The sequence below is a fragment of the Pseudomonas sp. B2021 genome (assembly GCF_018135665.1).
Lineage (GTDB): Bacteria > Pseudomonadota > Gammaproteobacteria > Pseudomonadales > Pseudomonadaceae > Aquipseudomonas > Aquipseudomonas lactis.
The window spans coordinates 2,703,186-2,725,814 of the sequence record NZ_SMOF01000001.1; the positions used below are offsets into that span (position 1 = coordinate 2,703,186).

A 22,629-nucleotide genomic window follows, 5' to 3' on the forward strand; every position below is an offset into this window, starting at 1 on the left:
GGCAGGACGCCGGGTTAGCCGCCCCGCGCCATGGATGGCGCGTGGCGGCGGCCCACGGATTCAAGCCTGCGTTCGGGCACACCGAGCCTAGGCGAGGTGCCGAGTGGTGGGGCAAGAGCGTTTTGCTTACTTTGCCGCTCTTGCAAAGTGAGCCGCCGTCAGGGCGGAACCCTAGGTGGCCGTTACCGCAGGAATGGATATGTACACAATCCAACTGTGTTGACTGCCAGGCCGTCTTCGCAGGCAAGCCAGCTCCCACAGTTGGATCGTGGTGCGTCAGGTGGATATGGGGCGGCTGGCGGGCCGTTACGGGAGCAAGCTCCCTCGCCACGGGTTCAGCGCGCTATGCTGGCGCTCCAACCCACAGGGACGCGTGCACATGCCAATCAACCCAGCCTTCATCCTTCACCAGACCGAACACTGGCAACTCAACCACCACCTGACCTCGAAGCTGCCGGGTTACCTGATGCTGAGCGCCAGGGCGCCGATTGACGCCCTCCCCGACATGCCTGAAGCCGCACTGGCAGAACTGGGCGGCCTGCTCGCCAACATCCAGCGGGTGATGCAAACCCAACTCCAGCCGAAATGGTTGTATATCAGCCGCTACGGCCATATGCCCGGCTTCCCACTGCACTTTCATTGCATTCCCGTTTATGACTGGGTAGAGCAAGCCTTCTGGCGGGACGAGCGCTATCGCTCGCTGAACGCTTTCGGCACCCACCCCCTCGAGCCCGTGACCGATGGTGCTGAACTGACCCTGTTCGTATGGCGCGAATTTGGCGAGAGCCCCACCCCGCCGCAGATACAAGGGCCAGGAATAGAGCTTGTGATCGAGCAATTGCGCGCTGCATTCAAGCGCGATTCATAACCCGCAACTGCTTGACCATCGGTACACACGCCAGCACCAACCCGGACGGAGAGCGATACACTGCCTGCTCATCGCCCACATACCCGCACGCGCTATAAAAACTCACCGCGTTCAGTGTCGCATCCAGCACCACCTGCTCAATCGCCTGCTGCTGCGCCACGTGCTCCAAGTGAGCAAGCATCGCCTTGCCAAACCCTCGCCCGCTGAATACGGGCAATACAAACAAGGCGCCGAGTTCATGGTTGGCAAGATCCAGCATGCCAGTGGCAACAGGTTCGCCATTGAACCATCCCATGTAGAACTGTTTTTCCATCAGCGCGCCGTAACCATCACTGGCGCGACCTCGAGTCCAGAGCGCCATTTTTTCAGCGCTATAAGCGCCAATACATTGGCCTAGAATGGCCTCGCGACGAATCTCAAACGCACGCTCGGCGTCGTCCGGCGTGGCGCGCTTTATCTCCAGCATCGCAAGCTCCCTCCATGACCTCAAACTGCCATTAGCCCATTTGTGCTAATCGACCCTACCTCACGGCGGCGCTATATTCCGCGGCACTTCCAACGTTCTCACCCACACCGCGCATTCAGTGCGCGCGGGTTCGTTGCGCGTTGGAAAAACCAAAACAACCCCAAGGAAGAAGCACCATGAAACTCCTCTCCCCTGTCACTCGCCTTGCCCTGCTGGGCGCCCTGATCATCGGCGTCGCCGGTTGCAGCAATATCAAGCCTACCGAAGACCATCTCAAGAAGCTGTCGGAAACCAATCTGGGCGAGCCGGTAAAACGTATCTCCAATGTGCGCAGCGACTCCATGACCACCTACTACGTGGCTAACACGGCCTCCGGCGAGTACAACTGTTCCGTGCCCAGTGGTGCCAGCGGCGGCGCGTTCGCGATTGCCAGCTTCGGCCTGATGAAGCCAGCGGCCTACTGCATGCCCAAGGGTGCCAAAGGCAATGGATTAACACCATTCATGCAGTAATTTTTTCCTGGCTGAGCTCACGCAGAGTGCCGCGCAGTTCCACAGGGCGTACCGGTTTGGACAGGATAGCGATCTGACGGTCATGCAACGCGGCCTGGATTTTCTCCACGTCGTGCCCGGTGAGGATCAGCGCTGGCACCGCCCAGCCACGTTGCTCGCGTAGCTGGTCGATGCATTCGATACCGGTGGCGTGGTTGCCCAGGTCATAGTCGGCGACGATGATGTCGCAGTCGCTGACCAAACCCTGCCCCGTGGACTCGGCCTGCACTTGGCACCCCCAGCGCTCGAGCAGGGCCTGGGTGGCGAGCAGCACGTTGTAGTCATCTTCCACCAGGCACACCTTAAGGCCGGTGAGCAGGCCGGCTTGGCGTGCATCGTCGCGCAACGCCGGTTGGCGCGGCGCGGCCGCCAGGGCCAAGCCATGCAAGCTGACAGAAGTGCCATGGCCAACGCGCGAGCGCAGGCTCACCTGCAACCCCATCAATTGCCCCAGGCGCTTGACGATGGACAGCCCCAGGCCCACGCCTTCAACGTCCTTGTCACGCAGTTGACGCACGCGATAAAACTCTTCGAAGACTTTTGAAAGATGCTCCCTGGCAATCCCCCTCCCCTGGTCGTGTACCTCTACTACCAAGCCGTTATCGCGCACACGCACGCCGATCAGCACCGGTCGCTGCGCGCCGTATTTGAAGCAATTGGAGAGCAGGTTCTGCACCATGGTCGCCAGCATGCCCGGATCGACCAACACCCAATGAGCGCAGGGGCGCAAGCGCAACTCCACCCCCGCCCAGCGTGCGGCCTCGGCATTCTGGCGCACCAGGTCGGCGAGAAAGTCGCCCAGGTGAATCACTTGGTATTTGGGCAACAGGCGCCCGTTGTCGAGGGTGTAGAGGTCGAGAATCGAACGGAACAATTGCGACACGTTAAGCAGCGAACGGTCGATATTGTCCACCAAGCGCTGTTCGTCCTCCCCCAAGCGGGCTTCGCGCAGGCAGGCGGTGAACAGGCCAATGGAGTGGATCGGCTGGCGCAGGTCATGACTGGCCTGGGCGAGAAAGCGGGATTTTTCCAGGTTGGCGGCGATGGCTTGCTCGGAGGCCTTGCGCGTGCGCTCCAGCAGAATATGCGCATACACCGGGATCACCGTGCTGGTGATCATCAGCATCAGCACCATGAACGGCTGCGCCTGCCACAGCGGCGTAAGCTGGTACACGATCAACAGCGCCAGCAACGCCAGCGCCGTGGCAATCGCCAGATAGCGCGAACCGTAGCGCATGCCATTGCCCAGGTTCACCCAGACCATCACCGCATACAGCGGCAACGCCGCTTCACCACCCACCACCAGGCCGAACGAAGTACCGGTGTAATCGTGGATCATGCCGAAGATCCGCCGCGCCGGGTAATGCCCGGGCCAGCGTGCGATCACCTGGCGAAGCACGATGGACGCCAGCAGGAACACGAAGATATAGAGGATCACCGGCAGGTAGGTGTCCAGCGATTGCCCAGGTAGGAAACCCAGTAAGCTTATATACACAATGGCGATGGTGGCCACCACAATGCGCAGGTTAGCCTGATCGAGTTCAGAGTTGGTCTCAAGACTCATCGTCATATCCCTGACCTATCATCTGTAGGAGCGAGCTTGCTCGCGAAAAACGTTAACGATAACGCGTGTTGCCTGAATGAACGCAGCGCCTGTGAGTTCTTCGCGAGCAAGCTCGCTCCTACAGGCCCGGTGGTAAATTAGCATGCCTGGATACAACCTTGCCCCAGGAAGGAGCACACAATGACCGGCCGAATCATCATCGCCGACGACCACCCCATGTTTCGCGAAGGCATGACGCGCACCGTGCAGCGCCTGCTACCGGGCGCGGTGGTGCAGGAGGCCGGCGACCTGGCCACGGTGAATGCGTTGCTGTGCGAAGCGGGCGAGGTCGATACCTTGATTCTCGATTTGCGCTTTCCCGGCCTGACCTGCATCAGCCAACTGGCCGAACTGCGCCAGCAACTCAAACGCACCACCTTGGTCCTGGTGTCGATGGTCGACGACCCCGCGCTGATCGAACAGGTCATGGCCCTGGGCGCCGACGGTTTTATCGGCAAGAACATCGCCCCGGACGAGATCGGCCAGGCCCTGCTGGCGATCCGCGAGGGCGAAGTGCTGGTCAAGTTCGCCCCTTCAGGCCTGCTGCCCCTCGACACCCACACCCTCACCCCACGTCAGCAGGAAGTGCTGCGCCTGATTGCCCAGGGCAAGACCAACAAGGAAATTGCCAAGGTCCTGAATATCTCGCCGTTTACCGTGCGTATCCATGTGTCGTCATTGTTGCGCAGCCTGAATGTCCCCTCACGCGCGGCAGCTGCGGTGAAGTATTCCGGCGAGTTCTAGGCGCCTGCGCGGCTCAGCGCTGCGTGGGAATACGAATATCGCCTCCACGGCATTGGCTTTTCACACTGCGCGGGCAACCTGCAAACGCCAGATCCTTGGTCAGGCACACCCGCACTTCCGACAGCACCTGACCCTTGCAGATCACCGCCATCCCGTGGTTGCCCATGCGTGGGTTGCTCTCGCGAAACAGCGCCTCGATCTCTTTGGCCTGCAATGACGGCGGCGTGTTGAACGGCTGCAGTTGCTGCGGGATCACCACCGCACCAAGCGCCACATCGGTCTTCTCCAGATACTCCAACGGCGGCAGCCCACTGCAGGTGCCATGCTTGGCCCACTCATGCTTGAGCAGTGCACGGGTGGGAAACAGCACCGCGCCCTTGTCCATTTCTGCCTCGCTCAAGTGCGTCTGCGGCGTACAGGACGCCGGCCACCCTCCCCGCGCGTATTGCGGCCACAAACCGTGCAGCACAAAGCCGTAGCCCTTGCCCGAGCATTGCTCATTGCCTGGGTGCGTCAGGCAAAACGTGGGTGACCACGATAGCGACAGCACATAGAAATCAAACTCGCCCGACTGCCCTTGGCTGCGTGGCGCCGCCGTTGTCGCGGTGGCGATCAGCAGCCACAACACCATCCAGTATTTCATCCCGGTATTCCTTTAAAAGAGTGAAGCCTTACGCTATCGCCACGACTAGGGATGCTGGGAGTAACGGTGTAGCACCTTATCCAGGATGATATCGGTCTTCAGCGCTTCGATGGCCAGCGACGGATGCTCGGCCTCGCCACGAATATGCGCATTCATGTTCAAGACATGGTGCCATTGAATATGGGTGTGACACGGCACTTCCAACACTTCGGTGGTCTCGCCTTCAAGACGTAACGGCTGGTCCTCGAACACCGAAAACTGAATACGGCCGCGACTGCCGATCAGTTCGACACGGTCTTCGCGACGGTCCGCCACAAAGTTCCAGCAGCCCATGCCCAACGCACCGCTGGCGAATGTCCAACAGGCCGTCACTGCATCTTCTGCCGCATAGCGTCCGGCCTGTCGCGCCGAAAAGCCTGAGACCTCAACGATATCGCCAGCCAGGTACTGGAACAGGTCAAACCCATGGCTGGCCAGGTCGGCAAAGTAGCCGCCACCGGCAATGGCCGGGTCGGTGCGCCAATTGGTGGCGTCGGTGTCTGTTACGGCAGCGGGTTTGCACAAAGTCCAGCTCAGAAGGCGCAGCTCACCGATACGGCCTTCCTGCAGCCAGGTGCGCACTTGCTGGAAGCGTGGCAATGAACGCCGGTAATAAGAAACAAACAGGTGCAGCCCGGCGCGCTCAAATGTGCGCTGCATCAACGCGCTCTGTTCAGCATTCAGCGACATCGGCTTTTCGACGCAGCAATGCTTGCCCGCCGCCGCCACCCTCAAGGCGTATTCAAGATGGCTGTCGGGTGGAGTGGCGATGTAGACCGCATCCACCTCGGGGTCATCGATCAAAGCCTGGGCGTCGGTATAGCAACGCGCAATGCCATGGCGCGCCGCATAATCGCGCACCGCCTCGGCACGCCGCCCCATCACGGCGACCAATGCCGAACCTGGCGCTTTATAGAAAGCCGGTCCACTCTTTAACTCAGTGACACTGCCACAGCCGATCATGCCCCAGCGTATGGTCTTCATCTAATGTCCTCGGTCGTATTCGTCAATCGGGCAGTATCCACATACCGGCCCTGGCGCGCCATAACCACTTAGCATGACAATTGCATTACACTTTTATGACATTCGTTCGGCGCGGGGGCACATTCGATGAAAATTAGGGCAACCGTCATTTGCGAACATGAGGGGCATATTCTCTTCGTGCGCAAGGCCAGATCAAAATGGGCATTGCCCGGCGGGAAAGTGGAAGCAGACGAGCGCCCGGTAGGCGCGGCGGAACGCGAGCTGGAAGAAGAAACCGGGTTAAACGTGGACGGCTTGCTGTACCTGCAGGAGCTCAAGGCCCGAGACACCGTCCACCACGTGTTTGAGGCATCGGTAGTCAATATCGACGAGGCACGGCCGTGCAACGAGATTGTCGATTGCCAGTGGTATGCCTACAACGCCCTGGATGAGCTGGACACCACAGACGCCACGCGCCACATCGTCAAATCCTTCCTGCGGCGCCTCTGACGCGCTGGACGGCCCTTAACCTACCGCAGCAAACCCACGGCGCCCGGCCTTTATCTCGGTACGCAACTCACCAATCAGGTTGGAGATGGCACGGATGCTGTCCAGGCCCTCGGGCGATACACGGGTCAACAGCAAGTCGACACGACCGGACGCAGGCTCGAACACGCTGATGCGCAGCGAGCCGTCGCTGTTAAGGCAGCACTCACACGCCAGCGGCAGGAAGCCTGAGGCCATGATGCGGTTGAATTCGGTGATGGAAATCATGATCAGCCCCCCCGTCCCTGGGTTCTACCCGATTGAGGTGATGCAAGCAGCATAGATAAGGTTTTGCCGGCCGCCGGACAATTAACGCAAAAGTGTTAGCCAGCCCTCACTTTGTAGGGCGTCACCCGCCATGAACGACAGACCGAGATTAAATCGCGGGCAAAAAAAATCCCAAGTAGCTGATGGAAACTTGGGATTTAAAAATGCATAAACCGTGGGAGGTGAACGCCCGGCTATAGTAGCGATTGTAAAAACATGTAACAAGATTATTTTAATCCTTTCGTCGGATTGAAAGCCTCGTAAGTCATTCAATAACCACATGTTTTTTAAGGTGGAAAGCAGTAGTCGTGCTACTTTTTGGTGCAAGTAACGACAGTAAGCCCCTGTATAAAAAATGGTTATTAATCGGGCGTAGCGCTTTCAAGTAACTGTTCACCTAACTGCTTGCATGTTTCTTGAAGGGCCTCACGACTGGAAGCAGTGGCGCCCACCACGGCCTCCAGATGACGACACAGCGTCAGGCGTTCAGCCGCCTCTTCGCGCTGGCGGTCGACCTTGGCGTTGAGTTGAATGAAATAGAACCCCAGCAGCACGGCGATGCCCAGCACACCCACCGCGAGGTAGCGCAAGCCGTTGGACGATGGAGGCTCTGGGGCATTCATGGCCTTATGGCGCCCTGCTCTTTTCATAACGAACGTCATCACCATCGACCGGGCCCACGACGGACCAGCCCAGGCGCTGATAGAACCCGTTGGCCCGGATTTCATCCCGCCCATCAGTCACCAGGTACAGCGTGTCGTGGCGCGCAAACAGGGCCGCCTCGGCCACTGCCATCAGTTGGCGACCCAGGCCAAGCTTCTCGTGCGATGGCAGCACGAACATCGCGAATACTTCGCCTTCATCCAGATCGACCATGGAAAACCCCGCCGCCTGGCCGTCCACTTCCGCGATCCAGCCGCAAGGGGCTGCGCGCAACGTGTCGCTCAATACCTGTGGGGTAATCCCCAGGTCAGCCATCTGTTCAAGGCTCAGGTGGTTTTGCACCACCGCGGTGCGAATCGCGCACAGCGTGTCGACGTCATCGGGTGTCGCCGTTCGAATCAGCACTTGCATATCGGCCTCCATGAAGAAGTGCGCAATTGTATGCAAATACTCACACAGGGTTTGTCGTGGATTTGTAAAGGCCCCACGGCTGGTGCGGGGCTACGATTACTTGCGCGCCACCTTGTAGCGCAGGCAATCCTGGTAAAAGCTTTGACGAATCGCCTCGGGCTTGAGCCGTGAGCGACTGTCATAGGTCTGCTCGGTGATGCCCATGGCCATCATGCGCATCCACGATTTGCTGAACTTGAGGGTCTGGATCTTCTGCCGGGCGGCGTACAGCGAAACGCCGGATAACTTGAGTTCCTGGGCCCTGGCGGCCGTGCCTGCGCCCCAACTGCACATGTACTTGTCACCTTCGCGCAATTCCCTGGCCTGCGCGACAGTCGCGCCGCCGGCCAGGGAGCAGGCAATCAGCATCATTCCCACAGAGCGCATTTGCATCCTCACCTAACCACCTGAAAATAAAAGTGATTTTGGCGAGGATTTTGTTACAAAGGGGCCATTAAATTGCCTTAATGCGCAACGCAATGGCCGGATGGCTCATATCAAGGCTTGAGTTCGAACAGCGCCGGCATTGGCGGCCACTCAGAGGGCACTTTACGGAAGCGGCTGAACCCGGCGGCTTGCGCCATCTGACGGGCACGCTTCTCGCCCATGAACGCCCCCAGCCCGGCGCCGCCATGGGACAGCGAACAGGTCATGCAATAGAGGGTGCTCTGCGGGTACATGACACGCCCGAACAGGTTCATGTTTTCGTGCAGTTCTTCGGACAGGTTGAGTTCCACCATCAGGTAGGTACCGTCTTCGGCCGTGGCGGCGCGCAAATCCTTGAGCATCTGTTGAGGGTCGGTGGCATCGTGGATCACCACAAAGGTGGTCACGAAGTCGAATTGCTGGCCGCGCAAGGCGTCGGAGTCGTTCACCTCGAATTGCACCCGGTCACCCACACCGGCCGCCTCGGCGTTGGCCCGCGCCAACTCGATGGAAGGCAGGTGGAAGTCGCAGCCGACAATGCGCGCCTCGGGGTAGGCCTTGGCCATGGTGATCGCCGCCAAGCCCGCGCCACAGCCGAAATCCAGCACACTGCCGCCGGTCTTGAGCTTCTCTTCGACGCCGTCCAGGGACGGGATCCAGTGCTGGACCAGGTAGTGCTTGTACCAGGGCATGGTCATGCGCTCCATGCCTTTCCAGGTTTCCAGCGGGAACGCCTCTTCGGCGCAACCCCCGCCGTGGCGGAAGGCTTCAATGACCTTGGGCGCCATGCTCACGAACGGCACGCTCAGCTGGATAATGCCACCGGCGAAATACGGCGAGTCTTCATCGGCCAGCACTGGCACAAATTCAGCCGGCATCTGGTAGCGGCGGGTTTGCGCGTCGTAGGTCACGTAATTGCCAGTGGCCATGCTGCCCAGCCATTCGCGCAAGTAACGTGCGTTGTAGCCGGTCTTGTGCGCTAACTCTTCCAGGGTCACCGCCTGGCCGTCGGCCAATGCCTTGAACAAGCCGAGCTGGTCGCCAATGTAGAGCATGGCGCCGCGCAGCGTGTTGCCGTAATCCTCCATGATGCGCGCCGAAAATTGCTGGACCTTGGCTTTATCAACTTCCATAACGTTGGACATCTGTCGCTCCTTGATGAATTTGCAAGTCTGTTCAGAGATCAATGATCAGTGGCCGGCGAGCTTGGCCAGCACGTTGTCAACAATGCGTTCGGACATGCCCAGGTGCGTCCGGGGTTCGAACAGCCGGGCCAGGGCGCCGTCATTCATGACCGCAAGCACCCGCGCATCGGCCTCGATTGCCTCGCGGATCGACACGTGATTGCGCTGGCTGGCCTGGGACACTTCGAAGATGATCTGGTAGGCGCTGCTCTTGCCCAGCTTGCGCGCCATTTCGAACACCACCGCTTCGGTGCAGATGGCATCGCCATAGGCCTGGGCGGTGCCTTCCATCTTCTGCACATTCACGGTGAGCCCGTCGATGGTCTCGGTCAGAATCGAGAGCGCCATCAGCGCATAGTGGGAAACGTCCGCGACCGCGCACCACTCCAACCGCGTGCCGCGGTAATCACGCTCATGCTCAAGAATCATCGCGTCCAGCGCGAGCATGACCTGGGCCTTGGCCAACCGCGCCAACACCACCACTTGCTCGCAACCTTCGGGGTTGCGTTTGTGCGGCATGGTGCTGCTGCCGATCTGTTGGTCGCTCCAGCCCACTTCCACTTCAGCGATTTCCCAGCGATTGAGCGTACGGATTTCATCGGCAACGCGGGCCAACGAGGCGGTGACCATGGCCAGGGTGCTGACGAACTCGGCAACGCGGTCACGGGACACATGCCAGCCCGTGAGGGGGACTTGCAGCGACAAGCGCTGGGCAAAACGCTCCAGCATCGGCATGGCATCCGGGCCGAACGCCGCCATGGTGCCGACCCCGCCGAACAACTGCACCACCAGCACCCGCTGGCGCGCCTCGGCCAGGCGCTGACGGTGGCGCAACAGCTCATCGATCCAGCCGGCGACCTTCAGTCCGAAGGTGGTCGGCAAGGCGGGAATCGAGTGGGTCCTGGCGACCATCAGCGAGTCACGGTGCGCATCAGCCAGGGTCGACAACTTGCCCAGCAAGGTCTCCAGGGCCTGGTCCATTGCATCAAGCACATCGCGCATTTCCAGGGACTGGGCGGTGTCCTGGATGTCTTGGGTGGTAGCGCCGTAATGCACGTACTCACGGGCACTGGGGCTGCAGTTTTTTTGCAGGGCGCTGAGCAATGGCATCAGCGAATGCCCAGTGGCTGCCACGCCCTCGGCCAGTTGGCGCACATTGATGCCCGACAGCAACGCGGCCTTTTCGATCTCCAGGGCCGCCTCGCGCGGGATGATGTTGACATCGGCCTGGGCCATCGCCAGCGCCGCTTCCACGTCCAGCCAACGTTGCAGGCGACAATGACTGCAGAAAATCTTGCGGCTCTGCGGGCCGGCATAGCCTGAACCGTGGGTTTTCGAATCGAGAATGTGGCTGTGTTCGTGGCGGCATTGCTCGCCGTCATGATCAAAGCCTGGGTGGTCCGACCGTGCGGTGCAAGATGCACGGGCGGTCACTTCCAATGTTTGCGCATCCATCACATACCCTCCATCGCGTATTGGGACTGACTGGTATTGCCTGGGGTTGCCTGCGTCGCTTCAAGGCCATGGCCGCAAGCGCGAGGCAGTGCTTTAGTTGCCACCAAATCGACCATCTCGGCGGCAAGCCCCGTGTAGGTCGTCGGGTCAAGCAGGTCATCGAGCGTTTGCGGGCTGAAACAACCCTGCAGCCGCGAGTCACCAAGCAGCGCGTCGCGAAAGCAGACGCCTGTGCCTTGGGCTTGCAGGGCGATGTCGTGCACCAGGTGATGGGCTGTCTGCTTGCCACACCGAGGCGCCAGCGCGAGCATCACCCGCTCCGACAGGATCAGCCCGCCCAGCACGTCCAGGTTGCTACGCATGCGCGCTTCACGCACCTCCAGCCCAGCCAGCAGCAAGCCGTCCATACGGGCGAGCAAGGCGCCGGCGTAAATGAACAGCTCCGGCAAGGCCGCCCATTCGATGCGCCAGGTGGTACCGTCACGCTCGTGCAACTGGAACGCGGCGTCGGTCAGCGCAACCATCTGAGCGCGCACCAGCCGCGACAGCGCACTGATCAGGTCCACCGTCGACGGGTTTTGCTTGTGGGGCATGGTGCTGCTCCCCACCTGCCCTGCCCGTCGGCCTTCGCGCACTTCATCGATCTCGGTGCGCTGCAGGTGGTAGATCTCATTGGCGACACGGCCCAACGTTGCCGACGCCTGCACCAGCAACCACGCCGCCTCCAGAATGCGGTCGCGGGCGCTGTGCCAACTGCTCAATGGCGCCGCCAGGCCCAGGCTTTCCAGGGTGCGGCGCTGCACATCCAAACCCTGCGGGCCAAGCCCGGCCAGGGTGCCCACGGCGCCGGTCAGGTTACCGACCATCACCCGCGCATAGGCTTCGTCAAAGCGTTCAAGGTGCCGATCGATCTCATCGACCCACACCGCCACCTTGTAGCCAAACGTGGTGGGCAGTGCGTGCTGCCCATGAGTCCTGGCGACCATCGGCGTGTGCTTGTGGCGCAAGGCGAGCGTGAGCAAATGCCCACGGATGCCGCGCAGGCGCTGGACCACCAGGCCCCAGGCATCGCGGATTTGCAGGATGAGGCCGGTGTCGAGGATGTCCTGGGTGGTGACGCCGTAATGCACGTATTCACCCAGCCCATCGGCACATAACCCCTGCAAGGCGCGCAGGGTCGGCACCAGGATGTGCCCGGTTTCCAGGCCCTCGCGCCCCAACGCGTCGAGGTCCAGCAGTTCCACGCTGGCTACCCGGGCAATCTCCCGGGCGGCCTCGTGGGGGATGAGGCCCATCTGCGCCTGGGTCGCCGCCAGCGCCGTTTCAACATCAAGCCACTTCTGCACCTGATTGGCATCAGAGAAGATCGCGGCAAATTCCGGGGACGAGTAAGCGCCCCCGTGGATACGGGATTCAGTGATATGACTTGGCATGTCGAGTTACTCGCGTTGTCCTAAGGAGGGCTACTTCACGCGTTGCACGTGTTCCCAGACTGCATCGTAGTAAGCCCGCTCCAGCCGGAAGTGCTCGGCCAAAGACGTCAGGAACGCGTTCTGGAACCCGAGGTCCGGAATACGCCGTGAGATCAGTGCCCATTCACGCTTGGCCCGTGGCGGCACCAGGCTGATATGCACTTCGTAATACTCCGCGTCGTCCTGGCTCAAGCCCGCATTGCGCAGGGCGTTGTACAACTTGCCGTGGTTGCCCGGCACCACCAGTTCAGTGATGTAGAACACCGCCAGGCCCCAGCCGACATCGGGGTTGCGGAAACAGCGGGCGCGGTTGTTGAGGTAGGCGATTTCCTCGGGCATCGTCGAGAGCGCCTCGAAATCGGCATTCAGGCCCACGGCGGCAAGCAGCTTGGCCAACAGCTTCGGGTGGGAACGCTGCTCATCCTCTTCGCCCAACTCACCGTAGAGATAACGCGCCAAGGCGGCCGCCTCGTCTACGTCAGTCAGGTTGACCAGCAGGTCGGCGGCGTCCCGGTACAGGCGGTATGTGCGGAACCATTGGTGGCGCAAAAACACCTGCAGTTGCTCGCGAGAGGCTTTGCCTTCAAACACATACTGCGACATCGGATGGTTTTCCCGCGACTGCGCGGCAATCTGCTCTTCCAGGCGCTGCTGGAAACCGGCCTCGGACAAGGGCGATGCCAGGTCGGCTGACGGCATGAAACGCTCTTGCACGCTGTAAACGGCATTCGCCAGCCAACGCCGGGTCGAGGCGGTGGCCACGTCATCGCTCAGCGACAGGATGTACAGCAATTGCTGGCATTGTGCCGCATTCGCGGCGTCACCGCGTTGGCCGGTCTCGCACAGGGCGCGCAGCATATTGGCGGCAATTTCGATGCGATTGAACGTCGCGTCCGGCTTCAAGGCTTCCGCCAACAGACGGGCTTCGGCCGTGTGAATATTTTGCAATTGCGGCAGGGAAAAATTACGTGGGCTCATCATGTGCTCCATTATTTTTGTTTTCGGATCGCAGGTCGTTCAGGCAGACAGGCGTTGGGCCTGCATCTGCTGCCACAGGCTGTCGAAGTAGGCCTTGTTGATTTCGAAGTGGCGCTTGAGTGCGCGCATGAACGTGCGCTGAAAGCCCTCCTCGCTGGCAAACTTGGCAATCAGGGCCCACATTTCCTCGGTGTCGATCTCATCCTGGGTGCCATGCAAGCGGTGGAATTCGCTGGGCTGCTCTGGAACGTCGAGGCGCTGCAACAGCTCGTAGATGCGCCGATGGTTGACGCAACTGACAGACTCCACCGCATAGAGCAGTGCAAGGCCCCAGGCGACATCCGTGTGGCGCACACAGCGAATGCGATTATTCAGGTAGGCCTTTTCCAGCGGATGCAGCGCGGGGAAGTCGATGGCCAGCGGAATATCGAAATACTCCATCAGATGGGCGAGCATCGCCGGGTGCGAACGCTGCGGCGTCTCAGCCCCTGCTTCACCGTACAGGTTGCGGTAAAACACCGAGGCGTCTTCGATGGCTTCGAAGCGAAAGGCCAGTTCGGCCAGCAGGCTGTAGAAGTTGTAGGAACGGGTCCAGTGATGCTCCAGGAAGAAGCGCACATCCTGCACCGGCGGCGTCCCTTGGAACAGGTGCACCGACATCGGGTGGTTGACCCGGCTGCGTGCAGCGATTTCAGCGTCGACCTGCTGACGGAACGCCTCCACCGGCAACGCGGTGAAGCCCGGCAAGTCGGCGGCGAACTCATCTTCGACGCGGTAAACCTCGCTGGCCATCCAGCGCCGGGTCGGTTCGGTGCGTGGGTCACCGGGAATGTGCAATTGCAGCAAGGCTGACTGGTAATGCGCGTAGGCGCCAGCGTCTCCCGCCAGGCCTTGCCGAGTCAGTGCGAGCAGCGCTTCCAGCGCGCGGGTGACCTGGGTGTAATTGGCGCCAGGTTCCAAGGCATTCGTCATCAGCCGCGAGGCGGTGGTGAAGAGATCGGAATCCGAGCGTTGTTGCAGGGCAGCAGTATCCATTGATAACCCCTGAATCTTGTTTTTGTGGTTGGACATACTCGGAAAAAAGCCTAAAGGTTCCCGTAGTGGCAAGGTCAACACCTGTAGGAAAATTCTTTCAAAGGCTTGGCAACCAACGGTAACCACGATGCGAAGCGAGCCGCTCTTGATCTTGATCTGCTTTTGATCTTGATCTTAGGCGCCCTGTTAAACCACGCTGGCCGAACGCAGGCTTGAATTCGTGGGTAACCCGGCAGAACGCCGGGTTAGCCGTCAGGCCGTCATCGCAGGCAAGCCAGCTCCCACAGTTGGACCGCGGGGTGTCAGCGTCGGCCATCACACCAACGCCCTGCGCTCGCGCACAAAGCGTGGCATCTGATCCCCAGGCAGCGCCTTGCTGAAATACCACCCCTGAATAAACAACTCAGGCCCATGACTCAAGAACGCCAACTGCTCAGCCGTCTCCACCCCCTCTACCACCACACCCAAATCCAAGGCCTCGCAGAAGCGCAACATACCGGTCAGCACCTGGGCGCCTTTAGGGTCACGCTGGGCCACCACAAAACTGCGGTCAATCTTGATGAAATCCACAGGAAACTGATGCAAGTAACTCAGCGCAGAAAACCCAGTGCCAAAATCATCCAGATAGACCTTGGCCCCCATGCCCTGCAGCTTCTGGATGGTCTGGCGAGTGGCCGGGATATCACTGACCAGCGCGTCTTCGGTAATTTCCACTGACACCTGCCCTCGGGCCTGGGCAAGAATTTCCACCAGGCGGTCGCCATAGGCGGCGTCCTTGAGCGTGGCGCTGGAAATATTGATGGTCATCGGCAGTTCAAAACCCACCTTCAGCCATTTCTGATACTGACGCACGGCCTGGGACGCCACCCACACATCCACGTCCGGCATCAGCCTGGCGTGCGCCAGCCATTGCAGGAACTCCCAGGGCGAATGCACCGTGCCCTGGCTGTCCCGGGCGCGCATCAGCGCCTCGCAGCCGGTGCACAAACCGGTGCGGGTGGAGACCTGGGGTTGAAACTCAAGGTAGAACTCGTAATCACTGATCTGCTGGATGCGGTTCAACTCAGCGGCCTGGCGGGCCAAGGTCTGGTGAGTTGCCAGCACCGGGTCGAACTCCAGCAGGCGGCCTTTCTCTTCGAGGCCGCGAAACGTCATGTCCAGGGATTTGAGGTACACCGTACCGCCATCGCTGGACTGGCGATGAATCGCCCTGACGTAGGGCGCATACACCAGCGTACCGGCCGTCAGCAGAACGACCTGCAACACCACCGCCGCCACGTCGCCGTGGGTGCTGAGGTAGGCATTGAGCAGCACCGGGGCGGTAAACGGCACGCTGGCCACCGCGGGCGACACCCAACCCAGTTGAACCACCATCAACGCCACCATCGCGTTGAACGCCGGTACCAGTAGAAACGGTATGAACAGGCGCGGGTTGAGAATGATCGGCAAACCGAACAACAGCACCTCGCTGACATTGAATAACGACAACGGCAAACTGGCCACCGCCAGCAAGCGCATGGACTGGCTCTTGGAAAACAGCAGGATCGCCAACAGCAGGCATAAGGTTGCGCCCGAACCACCGATAAAGGCAAAACTGCCCAGCAAGCCGTTGTTGAGCAGGTACAGCACCGGCTCCCCCGCCGCCAACGCTACGCCATTGAGCGCCACCGCCTGGTCCAAGGCATCGAATAACGGCTGCATGGCATACACGCCGTGAATGCCGAAGAACCACAGCAGCGAATTCATCAGAGTGACAAACAACCCACTGCCGTAAGGCGCCTGCAACGCATCAAGCACCTGCGGCCCCTGGATTTGCGCCACATGGGGGATCAACAGCAGCAACGACAACACCGCCACCAACGCCAAGGCTGTGAGTGCGCCAGGCACCACCATGTTGATGGTGCCCTTGAGGTTATGGCCGACCAGGTCTTGGTTGACCAGGCGCGTCCAACGAAATCGATGCAGCCAGGCAATGGCCGGCACATTGATCAAGGGCGAAGCAATGGCAATAAACAATAAAAACGTGGCCGAAGCACGTGGGTACTCACGCAGCACGAAGGTTGCGACCACCACATGGGCCAGGCACAGAAACGCGACCGGCAGCTGTGGCAGACGGTGTTGAATCGCCAACATATAACCGATGGAGGCCGCGACCAGCAGTGGGATCACCGAACTGATCTGTTTATGCAACTCCGCCAGGAAACTCACCACCTGCGGATCGAAACCCAGCGCCTGGGCGCATTCGGACAGAATCAGGAAACCGGCGGACACCAACAGGCACGGCAGGATCCAAAGCAGTCCTTCACGAATCGCTCGCAACGACTCCGTACTGGCCAGGACTGCCAGGCGCTGGGTCAGGAAAAGTTTGAACAGGGTGTGCGCCATGGGCCGTCCTCTGCCTGTCACCGACTGCCGCTGAAGATCAGGGCCGGAAACACCCGCTAACGCTACACGCCCTGATAGCCGAAGCGAAAGCCTTAATGCCCGTCCCCGCCCGGCTTTTTTGCCAGTGAATGCCGGGTTGCTAGACTAAATCCTTACAGATTTATCGAACTTTCTGACTTGAATCATCCCCTAAGGCTGTCTGAGTCGGTATCATCCGCACGTTTTGTGCGTGTTATACGATGTTACAACCTGTCTGATAATGGGTACGCACTCAGGGAATCTTGCCTGGAACGACAACAGGCCAAAGGAGAGAACCTCACTATGCAAGACAAGCGCTCAAGTAACATGCGTCCTCTATTTGTCACCATCCTGCTGTGGTTGTGCAGCGTGGTGTTGCTGTTTGTGATCAAGAACGTCATTGAGTTGTTTACCGGGCCTGTGGCTGAAACCTGGGTAGACCTGGCCCTGGTGCTGGTCGCCTACCTGATGTTTTTCTTGCTCGCGCCGTTGCAGAACTGGATGCGGCGCAGGTCGCGCAAGCGTGCTCGCCATCACCTCAACGCACGCACGTCCGATAGCAGCTCCCACCCTTCTCATTAAGGTGTCTACCTATGTCGGCACCTAACGACACTCACCAGCTCGCACTGGACAGATTCCTGCGCGAACAACCGCAGGTCGCTGCCGAGCTGGACAGCCTTAACCCACTGGTAGCCCAGGCCAGGGGCGAAACCCTGGCGCAGTATCGCGCCGAACGGCTGCATGAGGCTTTCGAAGCGTACGCTGAACAGCTAAAGCTGTTCGCCTGGGAATTGACCCTCAAGCTGACGGCCGACTCCACCGAAACCTTCGAGGCTCAGCGCCGCGAAGTGCATAAAGAAGTCGCGCAAATGGCGGGCATGGACTGGGCGCAGTACTGCCAGTTGCACGGCTTGGCCGTTTGACCTTTGCCCTACATGCACCAGCGTGCTCGGTTACGCCCCATGACGTGACGCAACTCGGCGACCGTTATGCTTCGGTGCTGCGGGTCTATCGCCAACGCGGCCTGTAACGCTGCCCAGCAATGCCTGGGCAACTGCGCGGGTCGGGGCAGCCGGTCTGTAAAGGCGCGCTTGCCAACGCGACTGCCGTGGGCCAGTTCGTACAGGATGCAGGCCACGCCGTAAAGGTCGGCGGCAGCGGTCAGCGCACCGCCGGCCAACAGTTCCGGGGCGGCGTAGGCAGGTGTCCAGGCATTGAAACGACTGCGGCTGACACTCGGCAACCCTACGGCAGCCTCTGCTTGAGCATGGCCCAGGCCAAAATCGAACAAGCGCACGCCCTCCTCGCCCACCATGACATTGGCGGGTTTGACGTCACCGTGCAGAACATCTTGCTGGTGGGTGTAAACCAGCGCATCCAGTAACTGCAAGGCGATAGGGCGCAACTCCCGCCAGGGCAAGCCATAGGGGCACTCCAGCAGCAGGCGGTCCAGCGTCACCCCTTGTAGCAACTCCATGGTGAAAAACGCGACGTGGCTGTGTATATCGACCTCAAACGAAAACACCCGTACCACACGCTCATGCCGAAGGCTGCGGGCCAAGGCAAACTCGCGGTACAACAACACATGGGCGTCGGGGCACTGGGAAATGGGTTCGTCGAGTAGCTTGATCGCTACCTTGGAACAGGGTTCGCCCAACTGCTCGTGCAACAGGTCGCGCGCGCGGTACACCCTGCCCATACCACCGCTGCCCAAGACACGTTCAAGGTGATAACGCCCAGCCAATAAACGGGAAGATGAAGCTGTCGAGTTCAAGGCTGCACCACGACCGCGGTCAGGTCATCACGTACCGGCCTGCGCAACGCCCCTGCAAATAGCCGTTCCACTGCCCGTTGAGGCGTGCCCATGCTCAACGCCCGCCCCAGGTCAACGTGGCTGAGGCCCTGATACAAGCCATCACTGCACAACAAAAACACGTCCCCTGGGCGGGTGCGCAGTTCCAGTACTTCAAGGTGCAAACGCGAACGCGCGCCAACGGCCCGGGTCAAGGCCCTGGCACCCGGGTAGGCCTGGGCTTGCGCCGCACTCAACTGCCGCTCGTCCATAAGGCGCTGCAGCAGCGAGTGGTCCTTCGACAACTGATAAAGGCTCTGGTCGCGCCATAGATAGCAACGACTGTCCCCCGCCCATAGGCAGGCTGCCCGGCCCTTCTCCAGCAACAGGGCAACCACGGTGCTGCCCATCGTCACGTCACCGCTTGCGCCAGGCTCTGTCCATGCGCGCCTCACCCCTTGGTTGACGTCCTGCAACCTGTGGCGAATCGCCTGAATACGTTGGTCAAGGTTGCCGTCCGCCGACACTGACGCCAACTGGCTGACCACCCACTGGCTGGCGACATCCCCGTGCCGATACCCGCCCATGCCGTCCGCCACCGCCCAGCAACCCGCGCGCGGGTTGTCCAGGAACGCATCCTCATTGCGCAACCGCGCCTGGCCTCGCTGCGTGCGCCCGGCGCTGCGCCACGGGGCCTCCATCGGGTTCACAGCTGCTCCGGCAGGCGAAAGGTACGCCATGAGTCCATGTCAAACGGGCCAGGTGTACGCTGGCTGGTGAGCCGGTAATTGGCACGCAGGCCGGCGAGGTCTGCCTTGAGGATCTGTATATTTCGGCCACTGGCGGGCTCTTTCTGCAGCAGATCCAGAAACCGGAACAACGACCACGCCCCGGTGTTCTTTTCGATACCCAAGGGTCGCTGTTCCGTGCCTCTCTCCAGAACGAGGCTGCTGCGCCCATTGTCTGCATCGGTGGGCCAATGGAACGCCATGGGTACGATCGGACCGTGGCGATACTCCAATTGCTGGTCGCCAAACCGCAGGATCGCACGGCTGACCGATGGGTCCAGGCTGTAGGCCGCCAAGGTGAATCGCACAGATAACTCCCCCGCGTCTTCGGTAAAAAAACCGCGGCGGATGACCTGAGTTTTCATCAATTGCTCCAGCAGCGCACGCGAAACCGGCAAACTCTGGCCATCCAGCCCACGCAGTCGGTAGCGGCTGCCGTCGACGCTGATAAAAGGCCGCAGGTAGCCCTCATAAAAGCGCGCCATTACCCCGCGTGGCTTGAAGAACTCCTGAAAATCGTGAAGGGCGACCTCACTGCTGGCGTGCGCATTGAATGGGTAACGTCGGCCTATCGCCTTGGCGTAAAGGCTATGCACCTCGCTCTGATAACGTTGGTTGACGTGCACATAGGCCTGTTCCAGCAGATGCCGCCAACTGTCATCGGCCACACCTTCGAGCCAGCCGGCAACGGGCAGCGGCAGGCGCGCGGCGGCGTCACGCAGATTGCCCAATGCATCCTGCTGGCCCTCCATGCGCTGCCTGGCGCGCAGGAAAGCCGCCTGCTCGGGTGCGCTGTCACGGTTCAATGCCGTCAGTTGCAGGTGTACTTCATCCAGCAGGCGCAACGCCTGAGTCAGCTCTACGCCGGGGTTTTGCTGCTCATCCAGCAATTGATGCAAAGGCTCAAAGCGGCGCTGCAAGGCGCGCCGCGGCGCCTCGACAATAGCCGTCTGCCCTGCCGTCAACCGCGACTTGGCCATCTCGCCCAGGTCTACCGACTGCTGGGCCACTTTGTCCAGCAGCCCATGGCCTGGCAACAGGCGCGTGTTTTCACGCACCTGTTGCAACAGACGAATCAAGGGCGATTGCGCTGACGTCAGGTTCATCAGTTGCTCGGCATCCTGGCGCAGGTTGTCGGTCTCTTGCAGCCTGACTCGGCCAAGCGCATCGCTCCAGGCATCGGCATACTCGCTGAAATAGCGCTGCTGCAATTCAGCCATCAGGCGCCGCAAGTCCTGAGGCCCCAGGTCGGAGCCCTGCCCGAGTACCCAGTTGTCCTGGGTGATGGCGTTGACCAAGCGCGGGCCCTGCGCCTCGAAGTACTGCACATAGCGTTTGGTATAGAACCCCGGCACAGGCGGATCGATAGTGGCGAACACCTTACCGTCGGCCAGCCGCAACGGTTCCAGGCTGCGCGCTTGTTCGCGCAATACCCGATAGACCCCATCGGCCAACGATTCCCCCCTCAGCGCTTCACGGGCCTGGGCCAGCCGTTCCTGGTTGAGTGACACCACAAAGGGTTGCTCCAGCAACCGCGCAAGATGCACATTGAGGCGCTTCTGTGTCGGCATATCCCCGGCAAACCGCACCGACCAAAGGCTCGCAATATGTTCTGCCAGCCAGGTCGTGTCACGGCGTTCGCGCAGATTGAGCATCAGGTAGGCCCGCAGGTCGTCGAGCAGCCGCTCCCGGTCCCCGAGACTGGCAATTACCTGTTCTTCCAATTGGGCGGCTGTCCAGGCCAGAAATGGCTTTTGCAGCGCGTGATCATAGGCTTGATCGACGCTGGGACGGCTCAGTTCGCCCTGATACAGTCCGGTGCGCTCCACCAGGCGTACATCTGCCGGCTCTGGAAAAACCTGGGTCGCCGCCAGTCGCGCGTCCAACAGCGCCAACAGCGCCGTGCTTTCATCGCCGGCCGCAAGGGCGAGCGGCGGGTGTGAGGTCAGCGCCGCCAATTGCGCCAAGCGTTGGTGGTTGACGGAGTAACTGTGCCCCCATAGCCCGCCGACACCGCCAATAACCAGCGCCGCAGCCATCGCCTGCGCGCCCTGGCGCCAACGCAGACGTTGCTGTTCCTGAGCCTGCAAACCCGCAAGGTCGGCCTCGGCGAAGATCACCTGGCTGAACAGGCCCTGCACAAAGCGCGGGTGCCTGCCATCGGCGCAGGTCAAGAAGAACCCTCGCAAACCGTTGATGGGTTGGTAGCGATGAGCGCAAAACGCCATGTCAACGAACAGGCTGACGCGCTCCCCCATTCGTGCTGCCTGCTGGGGAAACTCCAGCATCTGCCCACGTCGCTCGACATTGCGCTCCTGATGCAATCGCCCAATCAGTTCACTGTTCAAGCGTTGCAATAATCGCTCGACCGCCTGACGAACCTGCGTCGTGTCAGTCCCCTCGGCGCAGGCATGCAGGTGCTGCCCAAGCACACTGTCGGCACTTTCTCCAAGGGGTGAGTCGAAGTACTCAGCGAATCCCGGCAACTGGTCGGCGTGGGTCAACACCAGGTAAATCGGCACATCCACATGCAGCGTCTGTTGGATCTCCTGCAAGCGCGAATGTACGCGGCGGGCATGATGATCCAGGTCGTATTCAGTGGCGCTCGCCAGCGTATCGGCCGATAACGTCACCACCACACCGCTGAGCGGGCGCACTCGGCGACGCCGCCTAAGCAGTTGCAGCAAGGTAGCCCAACCTGCGGCGTCCACTGAACGGTCGGGCTGGGTAAGGTAGCGTCCCGGGGTGTCGATCAGGACACCTTCGTCGCCGAAATACCAGTCACAATGGGCACTGCTACCGATCGGCCGCGCTTGCGCGTGATCCAGCGCCAGCGGTAAGCCCGCTGCCGCCAGCAACTGCGTCTTGCCACTGCCCGGTTCACCGATCAACAGGTACCAAGGCAACTCATGACGCCAACGTGCGTTACGCTCTCCATAATGGCGGGACGTCTTGAGCAGGTGCACGGCTTTCTTGAACCGACTGCGCAGGTGTCGGCGTTCGTCCTCCACCCCCGTCATCGGCTGCTGGCGCGCCTCGCGCTCCGGCCTTTGGCGCCAGGCGGCAAAACCGGGCCCCGCAAACGCCATCGCCAGTCCCCATAGCAAGAACACACCGCTGATGGTGACCAGCCGCGCAGTCGCCCCGGCCCAGATACGGTGGTCATCCACCGCCAGCAGCGGCCCCAAAAACCACACCATTGCCGCACAGGACAGCACCAGCAACAGGCTCCACACCCAAATCCTGCCCAGCACGGTGCCCATCCCCTTGAAGAATGCGATCATTCATTGCTC

The 22,629-nt window shown here is 60.7% G+C and carries 23 protein-coding genes; 6 read left to right on the forward strand and 17 right to left on the reverse strand.

Annotated features, from left to right (window positions below; genetic code table 11):
• Positions 1–379 precede the first annotated feature (379 nt).
• The gene (locus E1K68_RS11990) at positions 380–868 is read left to right on the forward strand and encodes a hypothetical protein (RefSeq protein ID WP_003191744.1); all 489 of its coding nucleotides are present in this window, start codon (positions 380–382) and stop codon (positions 866–868) included.
• On the opposite strand, the gene E1K68_RS11995 is transcribed toward E1K68_RS11990, so the two are convergent.
• Positions 852–1,334: a GNAT family N-acetyltransferase gene (locus E1K68_RS11995; RefSeq protein ID WP_003191745.1), complete on the reverse strand. Its 483-nt coding sequence runs from the start codon at positions 1,332–1,334 to the stop codon at positions 852–854. The genes E1K68_RS11990 and E1K68_RS11995 overlap by 17 nt on opposite strands.
• 176 nt (positions 1,335–1,510) lie before the next feature.
• On the opposite strand from E1K68_RS11995, the gene E1K68_RS12000 reads away from it, so the two are divergent.
• Positions 1,511–1,846 (forward strand): hypothetical protein, encoded by a 336-nt coding sequence (locus E1K68_RS12000; protein WP_003191746.1) that lies wholly within the window; start codon positions 1,511–1,513, stop codon positions 1,844–1,846.
• On the opposite strand, the gene E1K68_RS12005 is transcribed toward E1K68_RS12000, so the two are convergent.
• On the reverse strand, positions 1,836–3,449 hold the full coding sequence (locus E1K68_RS12005; protein ID WP_003191747.1) for a hybrid sensor histidine kinase/response regulator: 1,614 nt from the start codon (positions 3,447–3,449) through the stop codon (positions 1,836–1,838). The genes E1K68_RS12000 and E1K68_RS12005 overlap by 11 nt on opposite strands.
• Positions 3,450–3,629: 180 nt before the next feature.
• On the opposite strand from E1K68_RS12005, the gene E1K68_RS12010 reads away from it, so the two are divergent.
• A complete protein-coding gene (locus E1K68_RS12010) occupies positions 3,630–4,232 on the forward strand; it encodes a response regulator transcription factor (protein WP_003191748.1) in 603 nt (200 codons plus the stop codon).
• A gap of 13 nt (positions 4,233–4,245) precedes the next feature.
• Here E1K68_RS12010 and E1K68_RS12015 read toward each other — a convergent pair whose 3' ends face one another.
• Positions 4,246–4,875: a ribonuclease T2 gene (locus E1K68_RS12015; RefSeq protein WP_003191750.1), complete on the reverse strand. Its 630-nt coding sequence runs from the start codon at positions 4,873–4,875 to the stop codon at positions 4,246–4,248.
• Between the two features lie 45 nt (positions 4,876–4,920).
• Entirely contained in the window at positions 4,921–5,898 is a 978-nt protein-coding gene (locus E1K68_RS12020; RefSeq protein WP_212614144.1) for a Gfo/Idh/MocA family oxidoreductase, read from the reverse strand.
• Between the two features lie 126 nt (positions 5,899–6,024).
• Between E1K68_RS12020 and E1K68_RS12025 the strand changes: the two genes are divergently transcribed.
• Positions 6,025–6,387, forward strand: a complete 363-nt coding sequence (locus E1K68_RS12025; protein WP_003191752.1) for an NUDIX domain-containing protein — start codon at positions 6,025–6,027, stop codon at positions 6,385–6,387.
• Positions 6,388–6,402: 15 nt separating this feature from the next.
• Here E1K68_RS12025 and E1K68_RS12030 read toward each other — a convergent pair whose 3' ends face one another.
• From E1K68_RS12030 to E1K68_RS12075, 10 genes are all read right to left on the reverse strand, one after another.
• Positions 6,403–6,651 carry a DUF1652 domain-containing protein gene (locus E1K68_RS12030; protein WP_003191753.1) on the reverse strand — a complete coding sequence of 83 codons (249 nt, stop codon included), beginning with the start codon at positions 6,649–6,651 and terminating at the stop codon, positions 6,403–6,405.
• Positions 6,652–7,052: 401 nt separating this feature from the next.
• The gene (locus tag E1K68_RS12035; protein WP_212614145.1) at positions 7,053–7,313 is read right to left on the reverse strand and encodes a hypothetical protein; all 261 of its coding nucleotides are present in this window, start codon (positions 7,311–7,313) and stop codon (positions 7,053–7,055) included.
• A gap of 4 nt (positions 7,314–7,317) precedes the next feature.
• Positions 7,318–7,764, reverse strand: coding sequence for a GNAT family N-acetyltransferase (locus E1K68_RS12040; RefSeq protein ID WP_057710437.1), 447 nt, complete (start codon positions 7,762–7,764; stop codon positions 7,318–7,320).
• A gap of 96 nt (positions 7,765–7,860) precedes the next feature.
• The gene (locus tag E1K68_RS12045; protein WP_003191756.1) at positions 7,861–8,190 is read right to left on the reverse strand and encodes a hypothetical protein; all 330 of its coding nucleotides are present in this window, start codon (positions 8,188–8,190) and stop codon (positions 7,861–7,863) included.
• Between the two features lie 110 nt (positions 8,191–8,300).
• A complete protein-coding gene (locus tag E1K68_RS12050; RefSeq protein ID WP_003191758.1) occupies positions 8,301–9,374 on the reverse strand; it encodes a class I SAM-dependent methyltransferase in 1,074 nt (357 codons plus the stop codon).
• 45 nt (positions 9,375–9,419) lie between these two features.
• Positions 9,420–10,868: an adenylosuccinate lyase family protein gene (locus E1K68_RS12055; RefSeq protein ID WP_003191760.1), complete on the reverse strand. Its 1,449-nt coding sequence runs from the start codon at positions 10,866–10,868 to the stop codon at positions 9,420–9,422.
• On the reverse strand, positions 10,868–12,301 hold the full coding sequence (purB, locus tag E1K68_RS12060) for an adenylosuccinate lyase (RefSeq protein ID WP_212614146.1): 1,434 nt from the start codon (positions 12,299–12,301) through the stop codon (positions 10,868–10,870). The genes E1K68_RS12055 and purB overlap by 1 nt, the downstream gene beginning before the upstream one ends.
• A gap of 30 nt (positions 12,302–12,331) precedes the next feature.
• Positions 12,332–13,318 (reverse strand): HOASN domain-containing protein, encoded by a 987-nt coding sequence (locus E1K68_RS12065; RefSeq protein WP_003191763.1) that lies wholly within the window; start codon positions 13,316–13,318, stop codon positions 12,332–12,334.
• A 39-nt stretch (positions 13,319–13,357) separates the two neighbouring features.
• On the reverse strand, positions 13,358–14,389 hold the full coding sequence (locus E1K68_RS12070) for an HOASN domain-containing protein (RefSeq protein ID WP_169855911.1): 1,032 nt from the start codon (positions 14,387–14,389) through the stop codon (positions 13,358–13,360).
• A gap of 279 nt (positions 14,390–14,668) precedes the next feature.
• Positions 14,669–16,738, reverse strand: a complete 2,070-nt coding sequence (locus tag E1K68_RS12075; protein ID WP_003191766.1) for an EAL domain-containing protein — start codon at positions 16,736–16,738, stop codon at positions 14,669–14,671.
• A gap of 345 nt (positions 16,739–17,083) precedes the next feature.
• Between E1K68_RS12075 and E1K68_RS12080 the strand changes: the two genes are divergently transcribed.
• Positions 17,084–17,338: a hypothetical protein gene (locus E1K68_RS12080; RefSeq protein WP_223816885.1), complete on the forward strand. Its 255-nt coding sequence runs from the start codon at positions 17,084–17,086 to the stop codon at positions 17,336–17,338.
• An 11-nt stretch (positions 17,339–17,349) separates the two neighbouring features.
• Positions 17,350–17,679 (forward strand): DUF6388 family protein, encoded by a 330-nt coding sequence (locus E1K68_RS12085; protein WP_057710435.1) that lies wholly within the window; start codon positions 17,350–17,352, stop codon positions 17,677–17,679.
• 8 nt (positions 17,680–17,687) lie between these two features.
• Here the strand turns inward: E1K68_RS12085 and E1K68_RS12090 are convergent, their stop codons facing one another.
• From E1K68_RS12090 to tssM, 3 genes are read right to left on the reverse strand one after another with little or no spacing between them, the layout of a single operon-like run.
• Positions 17,688–18,530 (reverse strand): serine/threonine-protein kinase, encoded by an 843-nt coding sequence (locus E1K68_RS12090; RefSeq protein ID WP_169855912.1) that lies wholly within the window; start codon positions 18,528–18,530, stop codon positions 17,688–17,690.
• The gene (locus E1K68_RS12095) at positions 18,527–19,249 is read right to left on the reverse strand and encodes a PP2C family serine/threonine-protein phosphatase (RefSeq protein ID WP_057710456.1); all 723 of its coding nucleotides are present in this window, start codon (positions 19,247–19,249) and stop codon (positions 18,527–18,529) included. Before E1K68_RS12095 ends, E1K68_RS12090 begins: the two co-directional genes overlap by 4 nt.
• Before the next feature lie 5 nt (positions 19,250–19,254).
• Positions 19,255–22,620 carry a type VI secretion system membrane subunit TssM gene (gene tssM, locus E1K68_RS12100; RefSeq protein WP_212614147.1) on the reverse strand — a complete coding sequence of 1,122 codons (3,366 nt, stop codon included), beginning with the start codon at positions 22,618–22,620 and terminating at the stop codon, positions 19,255–19,257.
• Between the last annotated feature and the right edge of the window lie 9 nt (positions 22,621–22,629).

What these genes read in the sequence shown, in the direction of transcription:
- E1K68_RS11990 (WP_003191744.1), top strand. Translation starts at nt 380, where the DNA reads ATGCCAATCAACCCAGCCTTCATCCTTCACCAGACCGAACACTGGCAA.
- E1K68_RS11995 (WP_003191745.1), bottom strand. Translation starts at nt 1,334, where the DNA reads ATGCTGGAGATAAAGCGCGCCACGCCGGACGACGCCGAGCGTGCGTTT.
- E1K68_RS12000 (WP_003191746.1), top strand. Translation starts at nt 1,511, where the DNA reads ATGAAACTCCTCTCCCCTGTCACTCGCCTTGCCCTGCTGGGCGCCCTG.
- E1K68_RS12005 (WP_003191747.1), bottom strand. Translation starts at nt 3,449, where the DNA reads ATGAGTCTTGAGACCAACTCTGAACTCGATCAGGCTAACCTGCGCATT.
- E1K68_RS12010 (WP_003191748.1), top strand. Translation starts at nt 3,630, where the DNA reads ATGACCGGCCGAATCATCATCGCCGACGACCACCCCATGTTTCGCGAA.
- E1K68_RS12015 (WP_003191750.1), bottom strand. Translation starts at nt 4,875, where the DNA reads ATGAAATACTGGATGGTGTTGTGGCTGCTGATCGCCACCGCGACAACG.
- E1K68_RS12020 (WP_212614144.1), bottom strand. Translation starts at nt 5,898, where the DNA reads ATGAAGACCATACGCTGGGGCATGATCGGCTGTGGCAGTGTCACTGAG.
- E1K68_RS12025 (WP_003191752.1), top strand. Translation starts at nt 6,025, where the DNA reads ATGAAAATTAGGGCAACCGTCATTTGCGAACATGAGGGGCATATTCTC.
- E1K68_RS12030 (WP_003191753.1), bottom strand. Translation starts at nt 6,651, where the DNA reads ATGATTTCCATCACCGAATTCAACCGCATCATGGCCTCAGGCTTCCTG.
- E1K68_RS12035 (WP_212614145.1), bottom strand. Translation starts at nt 7,313, where the DNA reads ATGAATGCCCCAGAGCCTCCATCGTCCAACGGCTTGCGCTACCTCGCG.
- E1K68_RS12040 (WP_057710437.1), bottom strand. Translation starts at nt 7,764, where the DNA reads ATGCAAGTGCTGATTCGAACGGCGACACCCGATGACGTCGACACGCTG.
- E1K68_RS12045 (WP_003191756.1), bottom strand. Translation starts at nt 8,190, where the DNA reads ATGCGCTCTGTGGGAATGATGCTGATTGCCTGCTCCCTGGCCGGCGGC.
- E1K68_RS12050 (WP_003191758.1), bottom strand. Translation starts at nt 9,374, where the DNA reads ATGTCCAACGTTATGGAAGTTGATAAAGCCAAGGTCCAGCAATTTTCG.
- E1K68_RS12055 (WP_003191760.1), bottom strand. Translation starts at nt 10,868, where the DNA reads ATGGATGCGCAAACATTGGAAGTGACCGCCCGTGCATCTTGCACCGCA.
- purB (WP_212614146.1), bottom strand. Translation starts at nt 12,301, where the DNA reads ATGCCAAGTCATATCACTGAATCCCGTATCCACGGGGGCGCTTACTCG.
- E1K68_RS12065 (WP_003191763.1), bottom strand. Translation starts at nt 13,318, where the DNA reads ATGAGCCCACGTAATTTTTCCCTGCCGCAATTGCAAAATATTCACACG.
- E1K68_RS12070 (WP_169855911.1), bottom strand. Translation starts at nt 14,389, where the DNA reads ATGTCCAACCACAAAAACAAGATTCAGGGGTTATCAATGGATACTGCT.
- E1K68_RS12075 (WP_003191766.1), bottom strand. Translation starts at nt 16,738, where the DNA reads ATGGCGCACACCCTGTTCAAACTTTTCCTGACCCAGCGCCTGGCAGTC.
- E1K68_RS12080 (WP_223816885.1), top strand. Translation starts at nt 17,084, where the DNA reads ATGCGTCCTCTATTTGTCACCATCCTGCTGTGGTTGTGCAGCGTGGTG.
- E1K68_RS12085 (WP_057710435.1), top strand. Translation starts at nt 17,350, where the DNA reads ATGTCGGCACCTAACGACACTCACCAGCTCGCACTGGACAGATTCCTG.
- E1K68_RS12095 (WP_057710456.1), bottom strand. Translation starts at nt 19,249, where the DNA reads ATGGAGGCCCCGTGGCGCAGCGCCGGGCGCACGCAGCGAGGCCAGGCG.
- tssM (WP_212614147.1), bottom strand. Translation starts at nt 22,620, where the DNA reads ATGATCGCATTCTTCAAGGGGATGGGCACCGTGCTGGGCAGGATTTGG.